Source organism: Paenibacillus sp. sgz302114 (genome assembly GCF_056120345.1).
Window position 1 is genome coordinate 92,042 of record NZ_JBVYOI010000007.1, and the last position, 19,275, is coordinate 111,316.

General features: G+C 53.3%; 19 protein-coding genes. 7 read left to right on the forward strand and 12 right to left on the reverse strand.

Features of this window, described 5'->3' with window-relative positions; translation table 11 throughout:
- Nucleotides 1–307: 307 nt before the first annotated feature.
- From AC0LWF_RS18430 to AC0LWF_RS18465, 8 genes are all read right to left on the reverse strand, one after another.
- Nucleotides 308–1,381 (reverse strand): ABC transporter substrate-binding protein, encoded by a 1,074-nt coding sequence (locus tag AC0LWF_RS18430; RefSeq protein ID WP_474653002.1) that lies wholly within the window; start codon nt 1,379–1,381, stop codon nt 308–310.
- Complete coding sequence (locus tag AC0LWF_RS18435; protein WP_474653003.1) at nt 1,378–2,208, reverse strand: ABC transporter permease; 831 nt, start codon at nt 2,206–2,208, stop codon at nt 1,378–1,380. The genes AC0LWF_RS18430 and AC0LWF_RS18435 overlap by 4 nt, the downstream gene beginning before the upstream one ends.
- 9 nt (nt 2,209–2,217) lie before the next feature.
- The gene (locus AC0LWF_RS18440) at nt 2,218–3,054 is read right to left on the reverse strand and encodes an ABC transporter permease (protein WP_474653004.1); all 837 of its coding nucleotides are present in this window, start codon (nt 3,052–3,054) and stop codon (nt 2,218–2,220) included.
- Nucleotides 3,051–4,166 carry an ABC transporter ATP-binding protein gene (locus tag AC0LWF_RS18445; protein WP_474653005.1) on the reverse strand — a complete coding sequence of 372 codons (1,116 nt, stop codon included), beginning with the start codon at nt 4,164–4,166 and terminating at the stop codon, nt 3,051–3,053. Before AC0LWF_RS18445 ends, AC0LWF_RS18440 begins: the two co-directional genes overlap by 4 nt.
- Nucleotides 4,167–4,348: 182 nt before the next feature.
- Entirely contained in the window at nt 4,349–4,828 is a 480-nt protein-coding gene (locus AC0LWF_RS18450) for a DinB family protein (RefSeq protein WP_474653006.1), read from the reverse strand.
- Nucleotides 4,829–5,067: 239 nt separating this feature from the next.
- A complete protein-coding gene (locus AC0LWF_RS18455; RefSeq protein ID WP_474653007.1) occupies nt 5,068–5,922 on the reverse strand; it encodes an aminoglycoside 6-adenylyltransferase in 855 nt (284 codons plus the stop codon).
- Nucleotides 5,923–5,944: 22 nt separating this feature from the next.
- On the reverse strand, nt 5,945–6,868 hold the full coding sequence (locus AC0LWF_RS18460) for a 5'-nucleotidase (protein WP_474653008.1): 924 nt from the start codon (nt 6,866–6,868) through the stop codon (nt 5,945–5,947).
- Between the two features lie 29 nt (nt 6,869–6,897).
- Entirely contained in the window at nt 6,898–7,452 is a 555-nt protein-coding gene (locus AC0LWF_RS18465; protein WP_474653009.1) for a hypothetical protein, read from the reverse strand.
- A 210-nt stretch (nt 7,453–7,662) separates the two neighbouring features.
- On the opposite strand from AC0LWF_RS18465, the gene AC0LWF_RS18470 reads away from it, so the two are divergent.
- Both AC0LWF_RS18470 and AC0LWF_RS18475 read left to right on the forward strand, forming a co-directional pair.
- Nucleotides 7,663–8,604 (forward strand): GH25 family lysozyme, encoded by a 942-nt coding sequence (locus AC0LWF_RS18470; protein WP_474653010.1) that lies wholly within the window; start codon nt 7,663–7,665, stop codon nt 8,602–8,604.
- Between the two features lie 95 nt (nt 8,605–8,699).
- Nucleotides 8,700–9,623 (forward strand): GH25 family lysozyme, encoded by a 924-nt coding sequence (locus AC0LWF_RS18475; RefSeq protein ID WP_474653011.1) that lies wholly within the window; start codon nt 8,700–8,702, stop codon nt 9,621–9,623.
- Nucleotides 9,624–9,694: 71 nt separating this feature from the next.
- Here AC0LWF_RS18475 and AC0LWF_RS18480 read toward each other — a convergent pair whose 3' ends face one another.
- Complete coding sequence (locus AC0LWF_RS18480) at nt 9,695–10,645, reverse strand: NADP-dependent oxidoreductase (RefSeq protein WP_474653012.1); 951 nt, start codon at nt 10,643–10,645, stop codon at nt 9,695–9,697.
- A gap of 126 nt (nt 10,646–10,771) precedes the next feature.
- On the opposite strand from AC0LWF_RS18480, the gene AC0LWF_RS18485 reads away from it, so the two are divergent.
- The 5 genes from AC0LWF_RS18485 to AC0LWF_RS18505 all read left to right on the forward strand — a co-directional run bounded on the left by AC0LWF_RS18485 (nt 10,772) and on the right by AC0LWF_RS18505 (nt 16,003).
- Nucleotides 10,772–11,653 carry a LysR family transcriptional regulator gene (locus AC0LWF_RS18485; RefSeq protein WP_474653013.1) on the forward strand — a complete coding sequence of 294 codons (882 nt, stop codon included), beginning with the start codon at nt 10,772–10,774 and terminating at the stop codon, nt 11,651–11,653.
- A 104-nt stretch (nt 11,654–11,757) separates the two neighbouring features.
- Nucleotides 11,758–11,985: a small acid-soluble spore protein H gene (locus AC0LWF_RS18490; RefSeq protein ID WP_474653014.1), complete on the forward strand. Its 228-nt coding sequence runs from the start codon at nt 11,758–11,760 to the stop codon at nt 11,983–11,985.
- Nucleotides 11,986–12,127: 142 nt separating this feature from the next.
- Nucleotides 12,128–13,249, forward strand: a complete 1,122-nt coding sequence (locus AC0LWF_RS18495) for an ROK family transcriptional regulator (RefSeq protein WP_474653015.1) — start codon at nt 12,128–12,130, stop codon at nt 13,247–13,249.
- A gap of 182 nt (nt 13,250–13,431) precedes the next feature.
- A complete protein-coding gene (locus AC0LWF_RS18500) occupies nt 13,432–14,613 on the forward strand; it encodes a hypothetical protein (protein ID WP_474653016.1) in 1,182 nt (393 codons plus the stop codon).
- Nucleotides 14,614–14,749: 136 nt separating this feature from the next.
- Nucleotides 14,750–16,003: a DegT/DnrJ/EryC1/StrS family aminotransferase gene (locus tag AC0LWF_RS18505; RefSeq protein ID WP_474653017.1), complete on the forward strand. Its 1,254-nt coding sequence runs from the start codon at nt 14,750–14,752 to the stop codon at nt 16,001–16,003.
- A gap of 116 nt (nt 16,004–16,119) precedes the next feature.
- Here the strand turns inward: AC0LWF_RS18505 and AC0LWF_RS18510 are convergent, their stop codons facing one another.
- From AC0LWF_RS18510 to AC0LWF_RS18520, 3 genes are all read right to left on the reverse strand, one after another.
- The gene (locus tag AC0LWF_RS18510) at nt 16,120–16,473 is read right to left on the reverse strand and encodes a phosphoribosyl-ATP pyrophosphohydrolase (RefSeq protein WP_474653018.1); all 354 of its coding nucleotides are present in this window, start codon (nt 16,471–16,473) and stop codon (nt 16,120–16,122) included.
- A gap of 202 nt (nt 16,474–16,675) precedes the next feature.
- The gene (locus AC0LWF_RS18515) at nt 16,676–17,467 is read right to left on the reverse strand and encodes a phytanoyl-CoA dioxygenase family protein (protein WP_474653019.1); all 792 of its coding nucleotides are present in this window, start codon (nt 17,465–17,467) and stop codon (nt 16,676–16,678) included.
- 996 nt (nt 17,468–18,463) lie between these two features.
- Entirely contained in the window at nt 18,464–19,261 is a 798-nt protein-coding gene (locus AC0LWF_RS18520) for a ChbG/HpnK family deacetylase (RefSeq protein ID WP_474653020.1), read from the reverse strand.
- Between the last annotated feature and the right edge of the window lie 14 nt (nt 19,262–19,275).

A 19,275-nucleotide genomic window follows, 5' to 3' on the forward strand; every position in this document is an offset into this window, starting at 1 on the left:
AACTGTCAATAACAAAAAAAGCCCGTTCATCGAAATCATCGAACGGACCTTCAGCACTATTTTCTAAAACAGTTTAAAAGGCAGTATCGAAAAGTCGAGCACGCGAAGCTGGCCAGCCGCCGTACTGGGCCGTGCTCATGTTTGCTCATTGTCGTCTCCCTTGAAATAAAAGTTCCGTCCGCCGATGGACGGACGAACGGACTTTTGCCAAAGCTATAGAACTGGCCCATAGATCACGCTTCATGTCGAGTACTTGCACTGTCATAGCCGCAACCACATATGGACTGGCTGTGCAGAGGGTCTGTACTTATTTGCGGTGCATTTTGAACTCCAGGAACAAGTCGTTATAGTGTGAGAGCATTCTCTTGCCCAAGTTGCGGTAAACCTCTAGCTTAGCAGTCACTTCCGGGCTCGGATAGAACCGCTCGTCGCTCGAAATATCTTCCGGCAGCAGCTCGAGCGCTTTCTTGTTCGGCGTCGCATAGCCGACATATTCGGCGTTTTGCGCGGCATGCTCGGGATCAAGCATGAAGTTGATGAACTTGTGCGCGCCTTCCACGTTCTTCGCCGTCTTCGGAATGACGATATTATCAAACCACAGGTTCGAGCCTTCCTCCGGCACCACATAGGTCAGCTTGTCGTTCTCGTCGATAATCTCGGCAGCATCGCCCGACCAGACGACGCCAACCGCAGCCTCTTCGTTCGCAAGCAGCAGCTTAATCTCGTCACCGACGATCGCTTTGACGTTCGGCGTCAGCTCCTTGAGCTTGTTTTTCGCCTGCTGCAAGTGCTCTTCGTTCGTATCGTTAAGAGAATAATGGAGGCTGTTCAGCCCGAAGCCGATGACTTCGCGCGCACCGTCCACGAGCAGAATTTGATTGTGCAAGCTAGGGTCCCAAAGATCGTTCCAGCTCTTGAAGTCGATTCCTTTAACAAGCTCCGGATTGTAAACGATACCGACTGTGCCCCAGAAATACGGGATCGAGTACTCATTATTCGGATCAAAGGATAGATTCATGTAGCGCGGATCTATATATTTGAGATTCGGCAGCTTCGATTTGTCGATCGGCAGCAGCAGATTCTCCTCTTTCATTTTGCTAATCGCATATTCGGAAGGGACGCTTATGTCGAAGGTTGTGCCCCCTTGCTCGATCTTCGTCATCATCGCTTCGTTAGAATCGAAGGTTGAGTAGATCACCTTGAGGCCGCTCTCCTTCTCGAATTCTGTGATCAGCTCAGGGTCGATATAATCGCCCCAGTTATAGATGGTCAGCGTATTAGCTCCGGAGTAGCCTTGTGACGAGTTAAGCGCGGAAGCGCCGTACATCAGGACAAAAGCAAGCAGAACGACGAGCGCCATCATCCGCATCAGCTGGTTCATTTGTTCACCAGCCCCCATTCCTTGCCGCTGCCACGTCTACCAGCTACTTGTCCGCGACTGCGACGGTTAATGAAGTAGTAGCCGACAACGAGCAGCATCGTAAAGACGAAGATGAGCGTCGATAGCGCATTAATAGACAATGACACGCCTTGTCGCGCTCTAGAATAGATCTCAACGGACAAAGTCGTAAAACCGTTGCCGGTCACAAAGAACGTAACGGCGAAGTCATCCAGCGAGTACGTTAACGCCATGAAGAATCCTGCAAAGATGCCTGATTTGATGAAGGGGAGCATAACCTTCGTCAGTACATCCCACTCCGTCGCACCAAGATCGCGCGCCGCATCCAGCAGCGTCGGGCTCATTTCCTCCAGCCTCGGGAGCACCATAATGACGACGATCGGAACACTGAACGCGATATGCGAGATCAGCACCGAAGCGAAGCCCAGCTTGATGCCAATCATCGTGAACAGAATGAGGAAGGATGCCCCGATGATGACGTCCGGGCTGACGATCAGCACGTTGTTGAGCGACAGCAGCGTGTTCTGATTCGAACGCTTCCGGACGTGATGTATGGCGATAGCGCCAATAACGCCGAGAATGGTCGAGATAACCGACGCGAACAGCGCAATGACGAGCGTATTCAGTAAGATAATGAGCAGCCGCGTATCCGCGAACACTTCCTTATACCACTCCAGCGTAAAGCCTTCAAAGCCATGCATGCTGCCGCCGCTGTTGAACGAGTAATACGACAAGTAAAGAATCGGCGCGTACAGAATAATAAAGACGAGCCAAAGATACATATTGGACCATTTGAGCGAACGTTTCATAGGCTGCCGTTACCTCCTTCCTCTCGTGCGATTGCCGGTCAGTATCATAATGATCGCCATCGCAATAATGAGGAACACCGCAATTGTCGCGCCCATACCCCAGTCCTGCGTGACGAGAAAATGCTGCTCAATCGCCGTGCCGAGCGTAATAACTCGGTTGCCTGCAATAAGCCGCGTAATCATGAACAGCGAGAGCGCGGGTATGAATACCGCTTGGCAGCCGGATTTCACGCCATTAATCGTGAGCGGGAAGATGACGCGTCGGAACGTCGTCCATGGCGAAGCGCCAAGATCGCGCGCAGCATCGATGAGCGATGGGTTCAGCTCCTCAATCGCGTTAAAGATCGGCAGAATCATGAACGGGATGAAGATATAGACCGATACGAAAATAAAGCTGAAATCCGTAAACAGAATTTGCTGCTTGCCGATTCCAATCGTCTCGAGAATCGCATTCGCCGCCCCATAAGTGCCGAATAAGCCGATAAAAGCGTAGGTTTTCAGCAGCAGGTTGATCCAGCTTGGCAGGATGATAAGCAGCAGCCATAGCTGTTTATGCTTCGTTCTTGTCAGCAGATACGCCGCTGGGTAACTAACCAATAGCGAGAATGCCGTAATGAGGAAGGCGTACCAGAACGAGCTGAACGTCATCTTCATATAGACCGGCGTGAAGAAATGCCCGTAGTTGGCGAATGTGAATTTGCCGTCTACATCGAACAGCGAGTCATAGACGATGAGGATAATAGGCGCCGCCACGAATAGCAGCATCCATAGCAAATAAGGAATCAGATAGAAATTCCGAGCGCGCGGAGCGACAGCTTGGGAAGAGTAGGTATCGGCCGTCCTCATGAGTACGATTCCAGCCTTCTGTCGAATTCTTCTTCCGTTTCATTGAACCGCATCACGTGAATCGCCTCGGGGTCAAAAGTCAGCCCGATTGACTCGCCAACCTCCGCTTTGCGTGTCGAGTGAACAAGCCACTTGTTGCCGGCTTCGTCGGCGCATTGAATCTCGAAGTGAACGCCTCGGAACAGCTGCGTCTCCACGCGCACTTTCATCTTGCCTTCATCCGGCCGCGTAATCTCCAGATCCTCCGGGCGAATGACGATGTCGATCGGCTCGTTGGGCTGTAAGCCTTTGTCCACACACTCGAAGGTTTTGCCTGCGAATTCGACGAGGTAGTCTGCCTTCATCCGTCCGTCTACGATGTTCGACTCCCCGATAAAATCAGCTACGAACCGGTTGATCGGCTCATCATAGATGTCCATTGGCGTACCACTTTGTTGAATGCGGCCTTCGCTTAGAACGAAGATTTCATCTGACATCGCGAGCGCCTCTTCTTGGTCATGCGTAACGAAAATAAACGTAATGCCAAGGCGCCGCTGCAGCTCACGCAGCTCCACCTGCATTTCGGTGCGAAGCTTCAGGTCGAGTGCAGAGAGCGGCTCGTCCAGCAAAATAATTTCCGGCCGATTCACAATCGCCCGCGCAATCGCAACCCGCTGCCGCTGGCCGCCTGACATCTCCGTAATCTCACGGTTCTCGTAGCCGCTAAGATTAACGAAACGAAGCGCCTCCTGCACCTTGTCTTTGATCTCAGACTGCTTCAGCTTTTTAATGCGCAGGCCGAATGCCACGTTCTCGAACACGTTGAGATGCGGGAACAACGCGTAATCCTGGAACACCGTATTCACTTGCCGCTTGTTCGCCGGAATATGGTTAATTATTTGCCCGTTAAAATAAATGCTGCCCTTCGACGGAGCCGTGAACCCGGCAATGAGACGCAGAATCGTCGTTTTACCGCAGCCGGACGGACCAAGCAGCGTATAAAATTTGCCTCGCTCAATTTCGAAGCTAACGCCTTTCAATACCGCGGGATCGCTCTCGTACTGCTTGGTTACGCCATCAAAGCGAATGATCGCCTCTGCCTTGTTTGCGTTCAGATTGGTGTTTAGACTCATGCCCCTAGCACACCCCTTTCGGATAGAGATGAAAAATGTCGATTTTTATTCGTATATTCCTTTGGATAGTATAACCAAACATGGCTGGCACATGAAGTATTTTTTGAGGATGTACGGATCTGTTTACATAAAAAAACCATCCGGCTGGTAATCCCGGACAGTCGTAGTTGAGGCGGTTGCCGCTAGCTGCGCGCTAGCAATGATTTGTACAGCTTAATGACACTCAGGTGCATCCCCTCATGGAAGAGATTAATGCTGCAAAATTGTTCCGGAGATTCAATCGTGAGTCCCGTCGATGTTGTGTAAGGCTGCGGCAGCGTCTCGTGAAGACGATGCGCAATCGCCGCTTCGACCCGCTCCAGCTGACCAGCAAGCAGCTGCTCCAGCTCCGCGAGCGTCGGGATGTTCGCGTCACTTGGCCAGTTCAGCGGCGTGGTCTTGAACTCGAACAGCTCTTTGAATCCGGCAGGCAGCTGCTGCGGCAGATTCAAGCATTGGAAAATGTACCGTTCCAGCACGACGTACACATGCCCGAGATTCCAGCGGATCGTATTGCGAAAGCCCTCCGGCACGCGGTCCGCCATCTCTTCCGTGACGCCGTCAATCAGCTTCAGCGTCTGGCTCCTTACAAACTTCAGCTGCGTGAATAGATAATGCTCCATCGTCGTCTCCACTCCTAAAAAATCATATGATCCTTCTCTACCTACACAATTCGCCATCTACTTGCGCTCATTCCGCCGGAGTTCCACCGATGTAGTCCTCTAGACCAGCTTCAACTAACTATAAAAAGCTTGGATAGTGAGAGTGCATATTACGTACTCTCAGCATGGAAATCGGACGATTGCAGCTCTGAGAGTATTGATTCAGCACTCTCAGATAAGGAGAGAGCACACTTGCTCACTCAGCGCTCCAACCGCTGAATGCTCTTCATATACGCGGTCACGCGGTGATCCAGCGCGTGCGGATAATCGTAGCCGAGCTTCGTCGCAACATCCGAGGCGAGTCTCCCGAACAACGCTGTCATCGCGAACAGCGCGCGCCAGTTGTCCTCCAGGCTCGCGCCTGCATACGTCTGTTCGAGCTCCGCCCACGTCTCCTCGTCCAAGTAGCGCTTGAACCACCGGCCCTTTTTGCCTGGGTTGACGTTCCAGTCGTGGCGCTCCCCGATATGCCATTCGATCACTGGCATGAAGTAATTGAAGCGAATGACACTCTCGAACATATACTTGGCATGAAAGAGCTCATCCCGCCATAAGCTCTTCGCCACATAAGTAATGTCCCACCAGAACTCCTTCACCGCCGTGTTAAAAGCCTCACGGGTCGGCTTCTCGATCAGATAGCCGGTATGCCGCGGCGGCTTGAGCCCCTTGGTCAAGCCATCCTTGTCCATCAGCACGCTATAGCCGATATCCAGCTCCTCGGGCAGCAGCGGCAGCTCGAGCTTCTCTTCCAGCTTCTCCACCACATAAACTTGAAAATCAATCCGAACCCCATCGTCGAACAGGACGAGCCGCGTAATGGACTGCTCATGATTATCGCGGTATTCGGTCATCACCTTACCGAATTGCGTGATCCATGCGTCGCTCTCGCGGAACGGCGTCGTGTCCGTCACGACAAGCTCGATATCGTAATCCGACAGTTCGTCGACCGGCGCATTCGGATTGACGCGGGAGCTGGTCATAATGACCGCCCGTATTAAGCTGTGCCGCTCTGTCCACGCAAGCAGCTGACGTAATAATTCATCTTGTCCTCGCATCTTCCCACCTCGCTCCTTATCATTATTGCTTCGCATTCGTAATGCCGAACGGCACATGCACCGAAGGGAAGCTCCGCGCAATGCCCTCGATATGTCCCACTTGATCATCGAAAAAGATATGAGGCTTAAAAATATTCAGCACCCTGCTCTTATCAATCCCGCCGAGGAAGAACGCTTCATCGATGCGGATGTCATGCTGCCGCAGCGTCGTAATGACTCGCTCATGAGCAGGCGCATTCCGTGCAGTCGCAATCGCAACGCGAATGCCCGGCTTCTTGACGCCGCCCTCCTCCTCGCTAAGCCGCTTCTGCAGCTTGGCAATTTCGGTGAAGAACCGAATGAGCGGTCCGCCCGGCAGCGGCTCCCCCGCTTTGCGCCGCTCATGATCGTGGAAAGCGGGCAGCGCGCCATCACGCTGAAACACCGACTCAGCCGAGTCGTCTGCAATAATGCCGTCGAAGTCGAATGCAATCCGCAGCTCCTCGTCCTCATCATCGTCGATATAATCGCTCGGATAGATGCAGCCGGCCGGATAGCCATGCTGGACCGCTTCCTTCACGTCATCCGCATTGCCGGACAGAAACAACGAAGCATTAAACGCCTCCAAATATAGAAAAGGGTTGCTGCCTGCCACAAACACCGCCCGGCTAATCGGCAGCTTGTAATGCTCAATTGACTTGAACACACGCAGGCCCGTATCCGGGTCGTTACGGGACAGAAGCACGACCTCGACCGGTTGATCGCGAGAGTCGCCGTTCACCCGGAGCAAGCGCTTGATAAGCGGAAACGCAACGCCTGGCCGCAAAATATTGTTCTCGTTCGCTCGCTGAAAGCTTCGATACTCGTCCTCCCCTTTTTCCTGAAACACAAGGTCGGACTCCGTCAAATCGAACAGCGCGCTAGATGCGACTGCGATGACAAATTTATTTTCAATGGGATATGGCATACGGTTCGCTGCTCCTTCACTACATCTCGTTAACCTTTTACTTCGGCAAGCACTTTCCCTTCGTCATTCAACCCGCGAAATACAAAAAGGCCAGCCTTCTCAGTTGGCAGCCGCTGATAAGTTGCCGCGTACCCGTTCTCGACCTTAACCTCGATGTACTGATCCGCTTGATCTCCCTCTCGGCTAAAACGTACGATATGAATATCCGGATTCTGCACACTTGCAGCTAGCAGCACGTTGTACTCACGCTCATTCGCCGAGATTGCGAGCCATGAAATACCCATCGGCACCCCATCATCGCGAAAATAAAAGGCCGAAGACGATTTCACCTGGTAGAGAAAGCCCCAATTTTTGTAGATTAGCTTGGCTGTCGGCTCGCTTCCCGCCCCTGTAATACCGACCGAATAGTTCCCGAAGCTCTTTATATAAAGCGGCGCTCCATCTGATCGAGGGAACGAATGACGCAGCGCTCCTTCCTTACTCAGCGAGTAACCGGATATTTGGAACAAGCAATAAACAATAAGCACAACAGCTACAGCAAGCAGCAGAACCTTCCTTAGCCGCTTCGATTTCAAAACAGCCATATCCCCACCTCTTTTAGCAAATATTGGGTGTTTCCTTCATCTTCCTCCCATCATAAGGCAAGGCGATCGCCAGGCACAACAACTCCCGGATAATTAATCCGTTTGCCAGCCGTTACTGCCGGCCTCTAGGCGCTTGCAGGATGCATCTCTCTCCCGACTCTCATAAACTATTACGAACTAAACATTTAAAGAGAGGAGTCGTGTGCGTCAATGCAAGCAAGAGGTTTGGCCCATATCAAGATCATCGACGTCTCCCATCATCAAGACGAGATTGATTGGGTGAAGGTTAGTGCGAGCGGCATAGCGGGCGCTTTTATCAAGGCGACGGATGGACGGCTCGGCGTTGATTCCAATTTCAGCCGCAATGCGACCGCTGCGCGTGCAGCCGGCCTCCCTATCGGGTTCTACCATTATGCACATCCAGAGTTGAATAACGCGATTGCGGAAGCGAAGCATTTTGCCGAGGCGGTGAACGGGTATGAGTCGCAGTTTCCGCATGTGCTCGATGTAGAAGGCGATGCCGGCAAAATCAAAACCGCTGAATTGACCAAATGGTGCGTCACTTGGCTTACAGAGGTGCAGCGGTTAACCAGCCATCCAGTGATGATCTGCACTTCAGCCAGCTTCGCACGGACCAATCTGGGCAAAGATCTGGGCCGTTGGCCGCTCTGGATTGCTCATTACGGCGTCCTCACACCGATGGACAACGATATATGGAACACATGGGCAGTCTTTCAATATACGTCGAGCGGACGGATTAACGGAATTAAGACCAATGTGGATCTCGATGCGATGGAGCAATCATTTTTTGAAAAATACGCTGTAAAAGCGGTAGAAGCACCAATAGCACCCGGTCCCCAGCCGGCAAACCCGCTTGATACCGTTAAAGTGGTGGTGGATGGTAAGACGACAGCGTTCGGGCGACTAATCGACAGTCAAGTCTATGTGCCTCTCCGCCAGCTCGGCGACGCGCTTCAAGTGCCCATAAGGTGGGATGCCGCGGCAGCAACGCCTTACGTAGACGGCAAGCCAATCACGAACTTCAAGCTGGTCAGCGGCAAAACGTACATCAGCTTAAGGGCGGCAGTCGAAGCGCTCGGCGGCAAAGTGACATGGGACAAGGATATGCAGCAGGTGCATGTCTGTACGTGACGGGTCGGTTATGGGCGAAGTAACGGGCAACGACCGCCATTCGTTCATACAGTGGTAAGTACAACATCCGTCTTACGGAAAAGGAGCTGAGTGTGATGCAAGCTAGGAGCGCAAGCAATGTGAAAGTCATCGACGTCTCGCATCATAATGGCGTAATTGACTGGAAGAAGGTTAAAGCGGACGGAGTAATGGGCGTCTTCATAAAAGCCAGCGAAGGAACTACGTTTGTTGACGATAAATTCAAGACGAATGTGAGCGAAGCTACGGCGGCAGGCATCAAAGTCGGGTTCTATCATTATGTGCATCCCGAGTCGAATAACGCCAAGTCGGAAGCGGCGCATTTTGCAAGCGTTGTGAGCGGAGTGAAGGCGGACTTCCCGCATGTTCTTGATGTAGAAGGCGATGCGGAGCAAGTATCCGTAACTAAGCTGACGCAGTGGTGCGCAGATTGGCTGCAGGAAGTAGAGCGGCTGACGAATCACCCTGCTATGCTGTACACCGGGGCATACTTTGCCAGAGATAACTTGACGCAGCCGCTCGGTCAGTGGCCGCTGTGGATTGCCCATTACGGCGTTACGACTCCACTGGCTAACGACACTTGGAGCGAATGGTCGGTGTTCCAATTCTCCGAGAATGAGCGGGTGAATGGCATTGGCGGCGATGTCGATATGAATGCGATGGAGCAGGCGTTCTGGAACAAATATGCAAACCCGAATCTCCCACAGCCGCTAAGCCCGGAGGATGACGTCAAAGTCGTCGTCAACGATCAGCTGGCTGCGTTCGGGCGAATCATTGACGGCAGCACGTTTGCGCCGCTTCGCCAGCTTGGCGACTTCCTTGGCATACCTGTGTCGTGGGATTCCGCGACATCGACGCCGTACTTCGACGGCAAGCCAGTGACGAACTTTAAGCTGATCGACAATCGCACCTACATCGGAGTACGATTGGCTGGCGAAATGCTCGGCGCGACGACGATCAAATGGGATAGCGTGAATAGGAAGGTTTATATTTACTATTGAGGTATTGAATGATTAAACAAGAGCAGCCCCCGCCATTTATTGGCGGGGGCTGCTCTTGTTGCACGTATAGCTTAATCCGCGATGTGCAGCACAATGCGTCCGTGGCCGTGGCCTGTTTGGCTGCGATCCTGCGCCTTCGCCGCCTCGGCGAGCGGGAAAGCTGCGCCGACAACCGCCTTCACTTGCCCCTCGGCGATCAGCTGTGCGATCTGCCCCAGCGCGTCGGCAGCTGGCAGCTTATTCGAGAAGAATGCTTTCACGCCGTGTTCTTCCGCCTTCTCCGGGGATGGCTGGCCGACTAGCGAGATCATTCGTCCGCCAGGCTTCAGTACGGCGAATGACCGGCTCTGCGTCTCGCCGCCGACCGTATCAAGCACCAAATCCACGCCTTGCGAGCCTTGCCCGGCGATCGTCTCGAACCGCTCCTTCGTATAGTCCACCACATGATCCGCGCCGAGCGAAGAAACGAAGGCGGCGTTATCCGCGCTGCATGTCCCGATCACTTCCACTCCTCTCCACTTCGCCAGCTGCACGGCGAACAAGCCTACGCCCCCGGCTGCGCCATGAATGAGGACGCGCTGTCCCGCTTGCAGCTCGCCGCTATCGAATAAAGCCGACCATGCGGTAAGCGCGCCTCCGGAGATGGTGGCCGCTTCATCGAAGCTGAGCGCATCCGGCTTCAGCGCTAGGTAATCCTCGGCAGCTGCCACGTACTCGGCATAGGTGCCGCCAATCGCGCTTCGGCCGAAGACGGCATCGCCTACCTTGAGCTTCGTTACTCCAGGACCGACTGCCGCTACCACACCGGCAAGCGAGGAGCCGGGCGTGTACGGGAATGTTAACGGCCTGAATTGCTTAAACATCCCTTGCCTCACCTTCCACTCAATCGGCAGAACGGCCGCCGCATGGACACGGACAAGCACCTCCCCCGCGCCGGGCTGCGGACATAGGATTTCTTCCAGCTTCAGCTCCTCAGAGCCGCCATATTGATGCACGCGAATTGCTTTTATCATTGTCGACATTGTTCCGCTGCCTCCTCTTCACCTTCTCTTGTTGTCTAAGTGTACGCTGCCTGAATACATCATGTATAATACATATTTAATAATAAATTAATAAGGTAAACATTATGAATAGAGAGGTGTCAGGGGTTGGAACTGCTGCAGCTGAAATATTTTCAAAAGGTGGCTAAGCTTGAGCATATGACGAAGGCGGCGCAGGAGCTGCACATCGCCCAGCCGGCACTGAGCCAGAGCATCGCCAGGTTAGAGCAGGATCTCGGCGTGCCGCTCTTCCACCGGCAGGGCCGGCAAATCCGGTTGAACAGCTATGGAGAAGCGTTCCTCGCCAAGGTCGAGGTCGCGCTGCATGCGCTTGAGGAAGGGCGCCGCGAAATTGCGGATATGAACGGCACCGAGCGCGGACGAATTCATATCGCGACGACGACGATGGCGCGGTTCTCCGAGATGATCCGCGCCTATCTGGCAGACTATCCCGATACGAATTTGCGGATCACGCAAGTGTCTCCAGAAGAGATAATCCCGCTCATCGAAGCAGGAGACATCGACTTCTGCTACACGACACCGCCGATTGACCGCCCCGGCATTAGCGGAATTCCGCTGCTGCACGAGGAGATCTTCATCGCCGTCCCTCCCGGTCACTGGCTTGCGGATCGTGAGCATGTCACGATTGACGAGATCCGTGACGAGCCCTTCGTCAGCATGAAGGAAGGCTCGCGTATCCGCGGCATGATGGACCAATTCTGCAGCCGCCGCGGACTTGCGCCGCGAATTGTCTGCGAAGTCGATGATCCTGCCGCGATGCGCAGCTTCGTCGGCGCAGGCCTTGGCATCGCCTTCTTGTCCGCATGCAAGAAGTCGGATGCGAAGCCGCTTGTGCTGCTGCCGATTCATGATGCGGGCAGCAAGCGTACTATCCAGCTGGCATGGCTGGAGAAGCGTTACTTATCGCAGGCTGCCCACACCTTCCGCGATTATGTTAAGCATTATTTTAGGAGTGACACCGGGAATTAACTGCCTTGCATATCACTGCCTGCTATCGCAAACAATGTAACACGTACGCGAAAATGCAAGATAGCGAATCGCATATAGCAAAATGCAGGAGGAACTCACTTACGATGAACGCACAGCGCGCCCAAGAAATCGCCGAATCCGCCACGATGGTGGATGTCACCTATGACGGCAAGCCCATCTATATTCAGCATGTCGATGCTGAGAATGAGACAGCCCGGATTTACCCGCTCGATCAGCCCAATCAAGAGATGACCATATCGCTCAATAGTTTGACCGAAGCGTCGCCGTTCCAATCGGACGGCATCCAGATGATTTGCGACAGACGCGACTAGCCCTTGCCGCGTAATAAGTACAGCACTACTATAGGCTGCCTCCACCCTGGGGCGGCCTTTCCTGCTTGGTGTCGATGTCGTCCCAGCATATGATATAATTCAGCTCATAAACTATATCGTATCAAAGGGGTCCACCATGACATTGAACCCATCGGAAAAGGAAGTGCTGAGGCTCATTTACGGCGGCGACGGCATTTCCCGCAAAGCGCTGGCCGAACTGTCGGGCTTGTCGCAGGCGAGCTTGACGAAGATTACGAAAACATTGACAGAACAAGGGCAAATCGAAGAAGGTGAGCGAATCGGTAAAGGGCTGGGGCGTAAAGAGGTGCTGCTGTACGCGAATCCACGCAAGTATCGCTACCTCGGCATCGACATCGGCAGCTTCAGCATACGGCTGGCCGTTTCCGATAATGGACTGAACATCACGCACCGCAAGGATTTTCAAACCGCTCCTTTCTCGGGCGAAGAGCCAATCTTGGACCATTTGACACGAGAAATCGCGTCATTCCTCGAGGAGACAGGCAGCAGAGTTATCGATGCGATCGGGATCGGTGCGAGCGGCATCGTCGACGCTGGACTGCGGCGAATCGTCAACATCCCGAACGCGACAGGCTGGGATAACCTAAACATTGCGGATCATCTGTCGGCAGCGTTTCAATGCCCCGTTTATTTGGACGAAGGCGGCAGGACGATGGCGCTAGCGGAGAAAATGAAGGGAAAAGCGCGCGGTTCGAATGATTTTGTCGTCGTCCATATCGGCTTCGGAATCGTTGCGGGCATTATGATTAATGGCAGCTTGCTTCGAGGATACCACAATGTCGGCGGGCTGCTCGGCCATACGACAGTCGATGAGAGCGCCGGACGCTGCCGGTGCGGTAACTACGGCTGCCTGGAGAACGTAGTTACGTTTCCGATTTTGGAGGCGGCTTATCGGCAAGGACATGGGGACTCATCGCTATCGATTGTCGAGGCGTTTGCCCTAGGTGATAAGGATGCGATTGATATCTGTCTGAACGCCGGCAAAGCGCTCGGCATCGCGCTTAGCAACCTCGTCAATTTGTTTAATCCCGAGGCCGTTTATATCGGTGGCGCGGTTGCCGAGCAGCTTCCGCTCGTGCTAGAAGAAACGAAACGGACGATTCTTCTGCGCGCTAGCCGGTTTGCCACGGTCGGGCTGCGACCTGAAGCGAGCTCGTTCGGCAACAATGAAGGACTCATGGGTGCACTTACTTTAGCGGCATCGTCGTTACTTTTTACCGCTTGAAGACAGGTGTTCTTTGCCTTCTGACCGTACACCTACATAAAGCTATGAAGCCTTCCATCCCACTCGAATAGACTCCATTTTTTTGATACTGGTCTATATACAAGATGTTTATTCATTTATATAATTTACTTAATGAATTAATTAGTCATCACAACTCTAACATGCCAATGAGGAGAGTGCCGATGCTAAGAGCCGCTTTTGGAAAAGTATGCGTAACACCTGAGGAACGAGCACCGCTTCAGGGGTACGATCCCGATGTGTTCATCGCACAGCCGCCGGACGATATTCAAGACGATTTATTCGCAAGATTACTCCTCCTAGACGATGGACGCTCCCGGCATGTCCTCATCTCCTTCGACTGCTGCCTCACGAATGAACAGCCTTTTCTAGCACGCCACTCACAAGGAAAGACCGGTGAATACCGCGAGTTTCGGAATACGTTTCCTGAAGGCACGCGCGTTGCCTGGAGTATAGCGGCGGGAACGACGGAGCAGCGCGTATCCGTGCATGCGACGCACACACATTCGGCACCCGAGCAGTTCGGTGAGAAATACACGAACGGAGTTGCTGAGAAGCTTGCTCAGCTAACTACCGAGCTTCAGCCAGTCACACTGAGGGCAGCGGAAGGCAGCTGCGGAATATCCGTTAATCGGCGGCCGAAGCTTGCTCCGAATGAGGCGCTGCCCGTCGAGCGAGCGATGCACTTCCTGCTGCTGGAGACGCCAGAGGGCATGCCGCTCGGCGGTATCGTGAACTGCGCCGTTCACCCTACGTCGGTGAACAACCCCAGGAATCGCGTGTCACCGGATATGGTCGGACTTGCGATGGCAAGACTAGAGCAGCACTATGGCGACGGGTTCGTCTCGCTTTTCCTGCAAGGCTTCTCAGGCGATATCGGGCCGAAGGGCTTTTCTTTCGCCATCATGGAAGACACCTATCCGCTCGTTACGAGCCTCGCGAATCAACTTTATTTGAACATTGTTGAGACAGCCGGACGTCTGCAGCCCGTACCCGGGCATCCGCTCGCAAGCGCCTCGCGAATCGCCCGTCTTCCGACACAGGAAGGGTACCCCGTTCGGCAAGTGGGAACGGAGCTCCACGCGCTTCGTCTCGGAGATCTTGTACTGCTCTCTTCTTCCTGTGAGGTGTTCGGCAGCTATGCCAGTCGGCTTAGGGAACGCTGCTTCTCGCAGAGGCTCTTATTATCCGGCGTGTCGAACGGATACGCCGGATATCTCCCATCGCCGGAGGCGATCACGGATGGGCTAGGCGGCTATGAGCTCAACGCTTCGCCTTACAGGGAAGAGGCTTGTGCTGTGTTTTTGCACGAAGCGGAGGATCTGATTAAAGAGGTCTCGCGGTGATCGTGGGCGTCTGAATCGTCAAGGAAGGTACATCGCAACGCTAGAGATCATCAGAGGAATCAGTTCGGCTCTTGCATGGAAGGCAATGCGCTCGTCAGCATCAAGCTAACGGGTAGCGGAGAGGAGAGCGATGAAGATGACGACGACAAATACTGGGCCAGTACGCACGAAGCCTTGGGATTTCGGCTTTATTAGCACGGAGGAATTCAGCGAGCTGGAGAAAGAATACGTCATGCGGGTGCTGGACAAGAAACGGGTATTTCGCTACACGGGCAAAGATATCGAGAACTCCGAGGCATTCAAGCTGGAGGATCTGTACCGGCAGCGAGTTTCGACCCGCCACTGCTTGGCGGTCAATTCCGGCACTTCCGCGCTCATCGCCGCACTTGTCGGCGCGGACATCGGTCCGGGCGATGAGGTCATCGTGCCCGGTTACACGTACATCGCGACTGCGGCGGCTGTGCTCGCGGCTCGCGCCGTTCCGGTCATCGTAGAAGTCGACGACACGCTGACGATGGATCCGGCAAGCTTCGAGGCAGCCATTACACCGCACACGAAGGCAGTCATTCCTGTCCATATGCGAGGCGTTCCTTGCCAGATGGATGAAATTTTGAACATTGCCAGAGCGCACGGACTCACCGTCATTGAAGATGTCGCTCAAGCGAATGGCGGCTCTTATCAAGGCAAGCCGCTCGGCTCTATGGGCGATGCAGGCTGCTTCAGCTTCCAGCAATATAAACTCGTTACGGCGGGAGAAGGCGGCATGGTCACGACGAACAACGACCGTATTTATTCGCGCGCCAGCATCTACCACGATTCGGCATTCGTTTACTGGGGCACCGAGCGGCAGCAGAATTACGAAGCCATTCCCGGCGAGAATTACCGGCTCAGCGAATTAAACGCAGCGCTCGCCCTGGCGCAGTCACAGCGGATCGACCCGATAATCGCTAAGCTGCGGGAGATCAAGAAGGCGATCGTGAGCGGCATCGCTGATATTCCGTCCATTCAGCCGCAGCGAATTCCAGATCCTGAAGGCGATGTATCGTACAGTCTTGTCTTCTACTTGCAAACGGCGGAAGAAGCGCAAAGCTTCGCGGCCCGCCTTGCGGCGGAAGGTATCCCGAATGGCACAATCAGCAATAACGGCTTTGCCGACCGGCATATCTATACGAATTGGACGTATGTATTAGACAAACGCGGCGTTTCCGAGCACGACACCCCTTGGACTTGCGCAAGCTATAAGGGCAATGCGCAATATTCACAGGATATGTGCCCTAACACGCTGAATTGGCTCGGACGCGCCATCGCCATCGCCTTGCACCAGCGGATGTCAGACGAGGATGTATCCGACGTCGTTCGCGCCATCCGAAAAGTGGCTGGCGCACAATAACAGAGCAGCGCGTAAAGGCGAAAGGCCGAAGCTTCTCTATGGAGAGCCTCGGCCTTTCGTGTATACAGTTTCCCCACAACACTGCATCGCAGGCATCAGGCCGCGACTGTGTCCCTCTAATCTGCATGAACTAGTAAAAGCTTTTCATGAAATCCACCACGTTGCTCCTGTTTCTTTTGTCGTACTTGTTCGAACTGCTCGATTGTATAACCGCTATTGATCACGATGGCGTGTATAACCTCTACGATATCTGCCAATTCAGGCAGTATCTCATCTTCCGGAGCCTCTAAGTACTCTTTCAACTCCTCATGAAGCTTCTCATTTAACTTCAATTTGTACTCTTCATCAGTAAGCTTTTGAACAGAGTACTTAACTCCCTTTGCTTCCAGAATCGCAGGTATCTTATCTCTGACTAACTTATTGTAATGTATCATTATTATCTCCGATCCTTCTCCAATTCGCCTGTCCATTGTATCAAAGCTTCACGTTGCTGATGTTTCGACCGTTGCACAAAAAAAAAGGAGACCCGCTGGCAACGGGCCGCGGGTCTTAAAAGAATATATATAATAGGGGGTTGAGTCTTATTATAGAGACTGAAGATTAAAACAAGATGAAAATGGCGTTGCAGTTCCATTACATTTGCATGTCAGTACGAGTAACATTATCTCTTTATTACGCCAGCTTCGGCAGCAGTCCTCCACCAAGCTGATCTCCTGGCTCAAATCCGAGTCCATCTGTTACGATGTGGCCAGCTCCGCTAAACCGCGTACCGTCCTCTAAGAAAATAATCGCCAGCGCCCGGCGCGGCTTGTCGGTCGAATTCGCATGCGCGAAGTGGAACGTCATGCCGTCATGGAACGTGCAGCTGCCTGCTTTCATGCGACAAATGACCGCCGTGTTGCGGTCGAGCTCCTTCGCGCCCTCCTGTTCAAAAATATCTTCAGGCGTGACGAGATCAACGCCCTTCAAATTGCGGATCTTTTGCGATTTCGGCACAAACATCATGCAGCCGTTATGCTCATCGACGTCATCGAGCGCTACCCAAATCGAGAACGCAATCATCGGCTTGTCACCTTCGATCGGCCAATACGGACGGTCCTGATGCCACGGCGTCACTTTGGAATCGCCGGGCATCTTCAGCAGCGCATGATCGTGGAACAGCCGAATGCCGTCAAAGCCGGTCAGCTGCTTGCCCAAGTCCGCAAAGCGCTCGCCCAGCACGAACCGCGCCATGCCGCCGTGATCGCGCCATGTGTTCACGCGCTGGTTCAGTACTTTATAATACGCGCCACCTGCTTCTGAGGTCTGAACACCTCGTCCGCCCTGTGCGTTCATCGTCTCATCCATATGCTGGCGAAGCTCCTCCAGCTCCTCTGGCGACAGCACGTTATCAATTTGAACAAAGCCATTTTCCTGGTAAAATCGCACTTTATCTTCGCTAATCTGCATCTTCGAACTGATCATATTGAAACGCCCCTTCATGCTTTAGGATATACCTCTACTGTACATCTGAAAGCGGTATCCTTCTTGGAGGATATGGGGAAAAACTAAGACGATCTGCCAAGGAGTGGAGCTGTGTTTATCTGATAGCTTGATGTTTAGCATTGAAAAATATATCCTCCACCCTTATGATTGGAGGAGACGAAGAACGTCCATCTGAATGACCGTTAACAGCGGCAGCCAGATGGACGTTTGTGTTCGTATACACAGGAGGTCGTCGACATGGATTTCGAACGAGAATACGAATCGTTTATGCAATTTCATATCAGCCACAGAGGTGGCGCGCGAAAAGGGAGACTTTTGACCCGAAACTTCCACGCCGAGAAACTATTTTTGAGCAGAGTTTGATGGCTTTTGAAAGAAAATATGGATGAATTGCATCCGGAGTATGAAATCATGGATTGGCGCGGACGCTCTTATTTCGCCGACTTCGCATGGCTCCCCCCTGGTCCCACGAAATGGCTCCCAATCCGACCGCTTGATGTTAAAAGTCATCTAAACATCGATTATCGGCTAGCCATTCGATGTTTATCGAATCTTGTTAAAGGGGGCTGGCTCGCACCAATCGCTGGTGCTATCGGTCGAAGAACGATGGGTTACCGTCTCACACGGCAGGCCATGAATTACTTTGAATAACTGCAAATATCAACTTATTTAGCTGGATTGCACCGTATCGGTTGGAATAAGTGCCAATGTCCACTTATTCCTTCCCTCATACCGAGTAATCGCCCATTCCGCTGCAAATAAGTGGATTATCACAATTATGAGCGGCAACGCTGGGAATTCGCCTCCAATAAGTGGATTTCCGCATTTATCTGTTCAATTATCCTGCCTTTGATGCAATCCGAGAGCTGCGACTGCATAGAATGTCCACTTTCTGAATAAGTTTCGTGTTCGTATGAATCTAGTAAAACGGACACCTACACCGAATAGCTCGGCTTAGATGTCCGCTCGCAACTCTTAAAGCTCTACCGCTTCGACATAGCGGATCGGAACGATGCCCCGCTCCTTCACGCAAGCAAGCACATCCTCGCGCATGAACATCAGACGCTCGTTGATCCGGTCGGCAACGACCTGCTCGCTCTTGTAATCAGCATTGCCGAAAGCACGCATATCTGCTTCATCATAGCCCGGATGGCCGACGATGAGATATTGGCCAGGCTCGGCCCACGTCAGCCGTGTAATGAGCGCCTCCACTGGATCGCTCAGCTTGTCCGGGCCGCCTGCTGCTTCCGGTAACGGCTTGCTATAGCGACGGTAATTACGGATACCTTCGCGCTCGCACCAACGGTCGAACGGTTCGGCGATTTGTGGAATCGCCCATTCGAATACCATATGCGAATCGGCGTAGCTGATGTGGAAGCCAAGGCTGCGCAGCCGGTCCAGCTGCGCTTGCAGCTCCGCCATCACTTCCTCAACGACCGGCGGCCTACTCAGAAAATGCGCCGGCGTCGGCGTAAACATGCCCGTATCCGGCTCGACCAATGACGGCACCTTCGCCGCGCCAAGTATCGGTCCCCAGCGCACATCGGTCCACTCCGCGTTCAACGTGCCATGAATGCCGACGCATACATCTTGGCGCCCGGCAAGCAGCTCAGCTGCATGCTCGATCGTCGGGCCAACCGCCATCAGCGATACGTTGCGGACGATGCCACCCTCGATTGCATCCAATATGGCGCGGTCCGCTGTACGTGCGCTGCCCGCATCATCGGCGCGCGTTATGAGCCGAATCTGCTGTTCATTCTTCATCGTCGTCATTGGTAGCGTTCAGC

Bases quoted from the DNA above. Each gene is read 5' to 3' on its own strand.
- AC0LWF_RS18440 (WP_474653004.1), bottom strand. From the start codon at position 3,054: ATGAGGACGGCCGATACCTACTCTTCCCAAGCTGTCGCTCCGCGCGCT.
- AC0LWF_RS18510 (WP_474653018.1), bottom strand. From the start codon at position 16,473: ATGGACAGGCGAATTGGAGAAGGATCGGAGATAATAATGATACATTAC.
- AC0LWF_RS18480 (WP_474653012.1), bottom strand. From the start codon at position 10,645: ATGTCGACAATGATAAAAGCAATTCGCGTGCATCAATATGGCGGCTCT.
- AC0LWF_RS18520 (WP_474653020.1), bottom strand. From the start codon at position 19,261: ATGACGACGATGAAGAATGAACAGCAGATTCGGCTCATAACGCGCGCC.
- AC0LWF_RS18455 (WP_474653007.1), bottom strand. From the start codon at position 5,922: ATGCGAGGACAAGATGAATTATTACGTCAGCTGCTTGCGTGGACAGAG.
- AC0LWF_RS18515 (WP_474653019.1), bottom strand. From the start codon at position 17,467: ATGATCAGTTCGAAGATGCAGATTAGCGAAGATAAAGTGCGATTTTAC.
- AC0LWF_RS18460 (WP_474653008.1), bottom strand. From the start codon at position 6,868: ATGCCATATCCCATTGAAAATAAATTTGTCATCGCAGTCGCATCTAGC.
- AC0LWF_RS18505 (WP_474653017.1), top strand. From the start codon at position 14,750: ATGACGACGACAAATACTGGGCCAGTACGCACGAAGCCTTGGGATTTC.
- AC0LWF_RS18470 (WP_474653010.1), top strand. From the start codon at position 7,663: ATGCAAGCAAGAGGTTTGGCCCATATCAAGATCATCGACGTCTCCCAT.
- AC0LWF_RS18500 (WP_474653016.1), top strand. From the start codon at position 13,432: ATGCTAAGAGCCGCTTTTGGAAAAGTATGCGTAACACCTGAGGAACGA.
- AC0LWF_RS18465 (WP_474653009.1), bottom strand. From the start codon at position 7,452: ATGGCTGTTTTGAAATCGAAGCGGCTAAGGAAGGTTCTGCTGCTTGCT.
- AC0LWF_RS18430 (WP_474653002.1), bottom strand. From the start codon at position 1,381: ATGAACCAGCTGATGCGGATGATGGCGCTCGTCGTTCTGCTTGCTTTT.
- AC0LWF_RS18435 (WP_474653003.1), bottom strand. From the start codon at position 2,208: ATGAAACGTTCGCTCAAATGGTCCAATATGTATCTTTGGCTCGTCTTT.
- AC0LWF_RS18450 (WP_474653006.1), bottom strand. From the start codon at position 4,828: ATGGAGCATTATCTATTCACGCAGCTGAAGTTTGTAAGGAGCCAGACG.
- AC0LWF_RS18475 (WP_474653011.1), top strand. From the start codon at position 8,700: ATGCAAGCTAGGAGCGCAAGCAATGTGAAAGTCATCGACGTCTCGCAT.
- AC0LWF_RS18445 (WP_474653005.1), bottom strand. From the start codon at position 4,166: ATGAGTCTAAACACCAATCTGAACGCAAACAAGGCAGAGGCGATCATT.
- AC0LWF_RS18490 (WP_474653014.1), top strand. From the start codon at position 11,758: ATGAACGCACAGCGCGCCCAAGAAATCGCCGAATCCGCCACGATGGTG.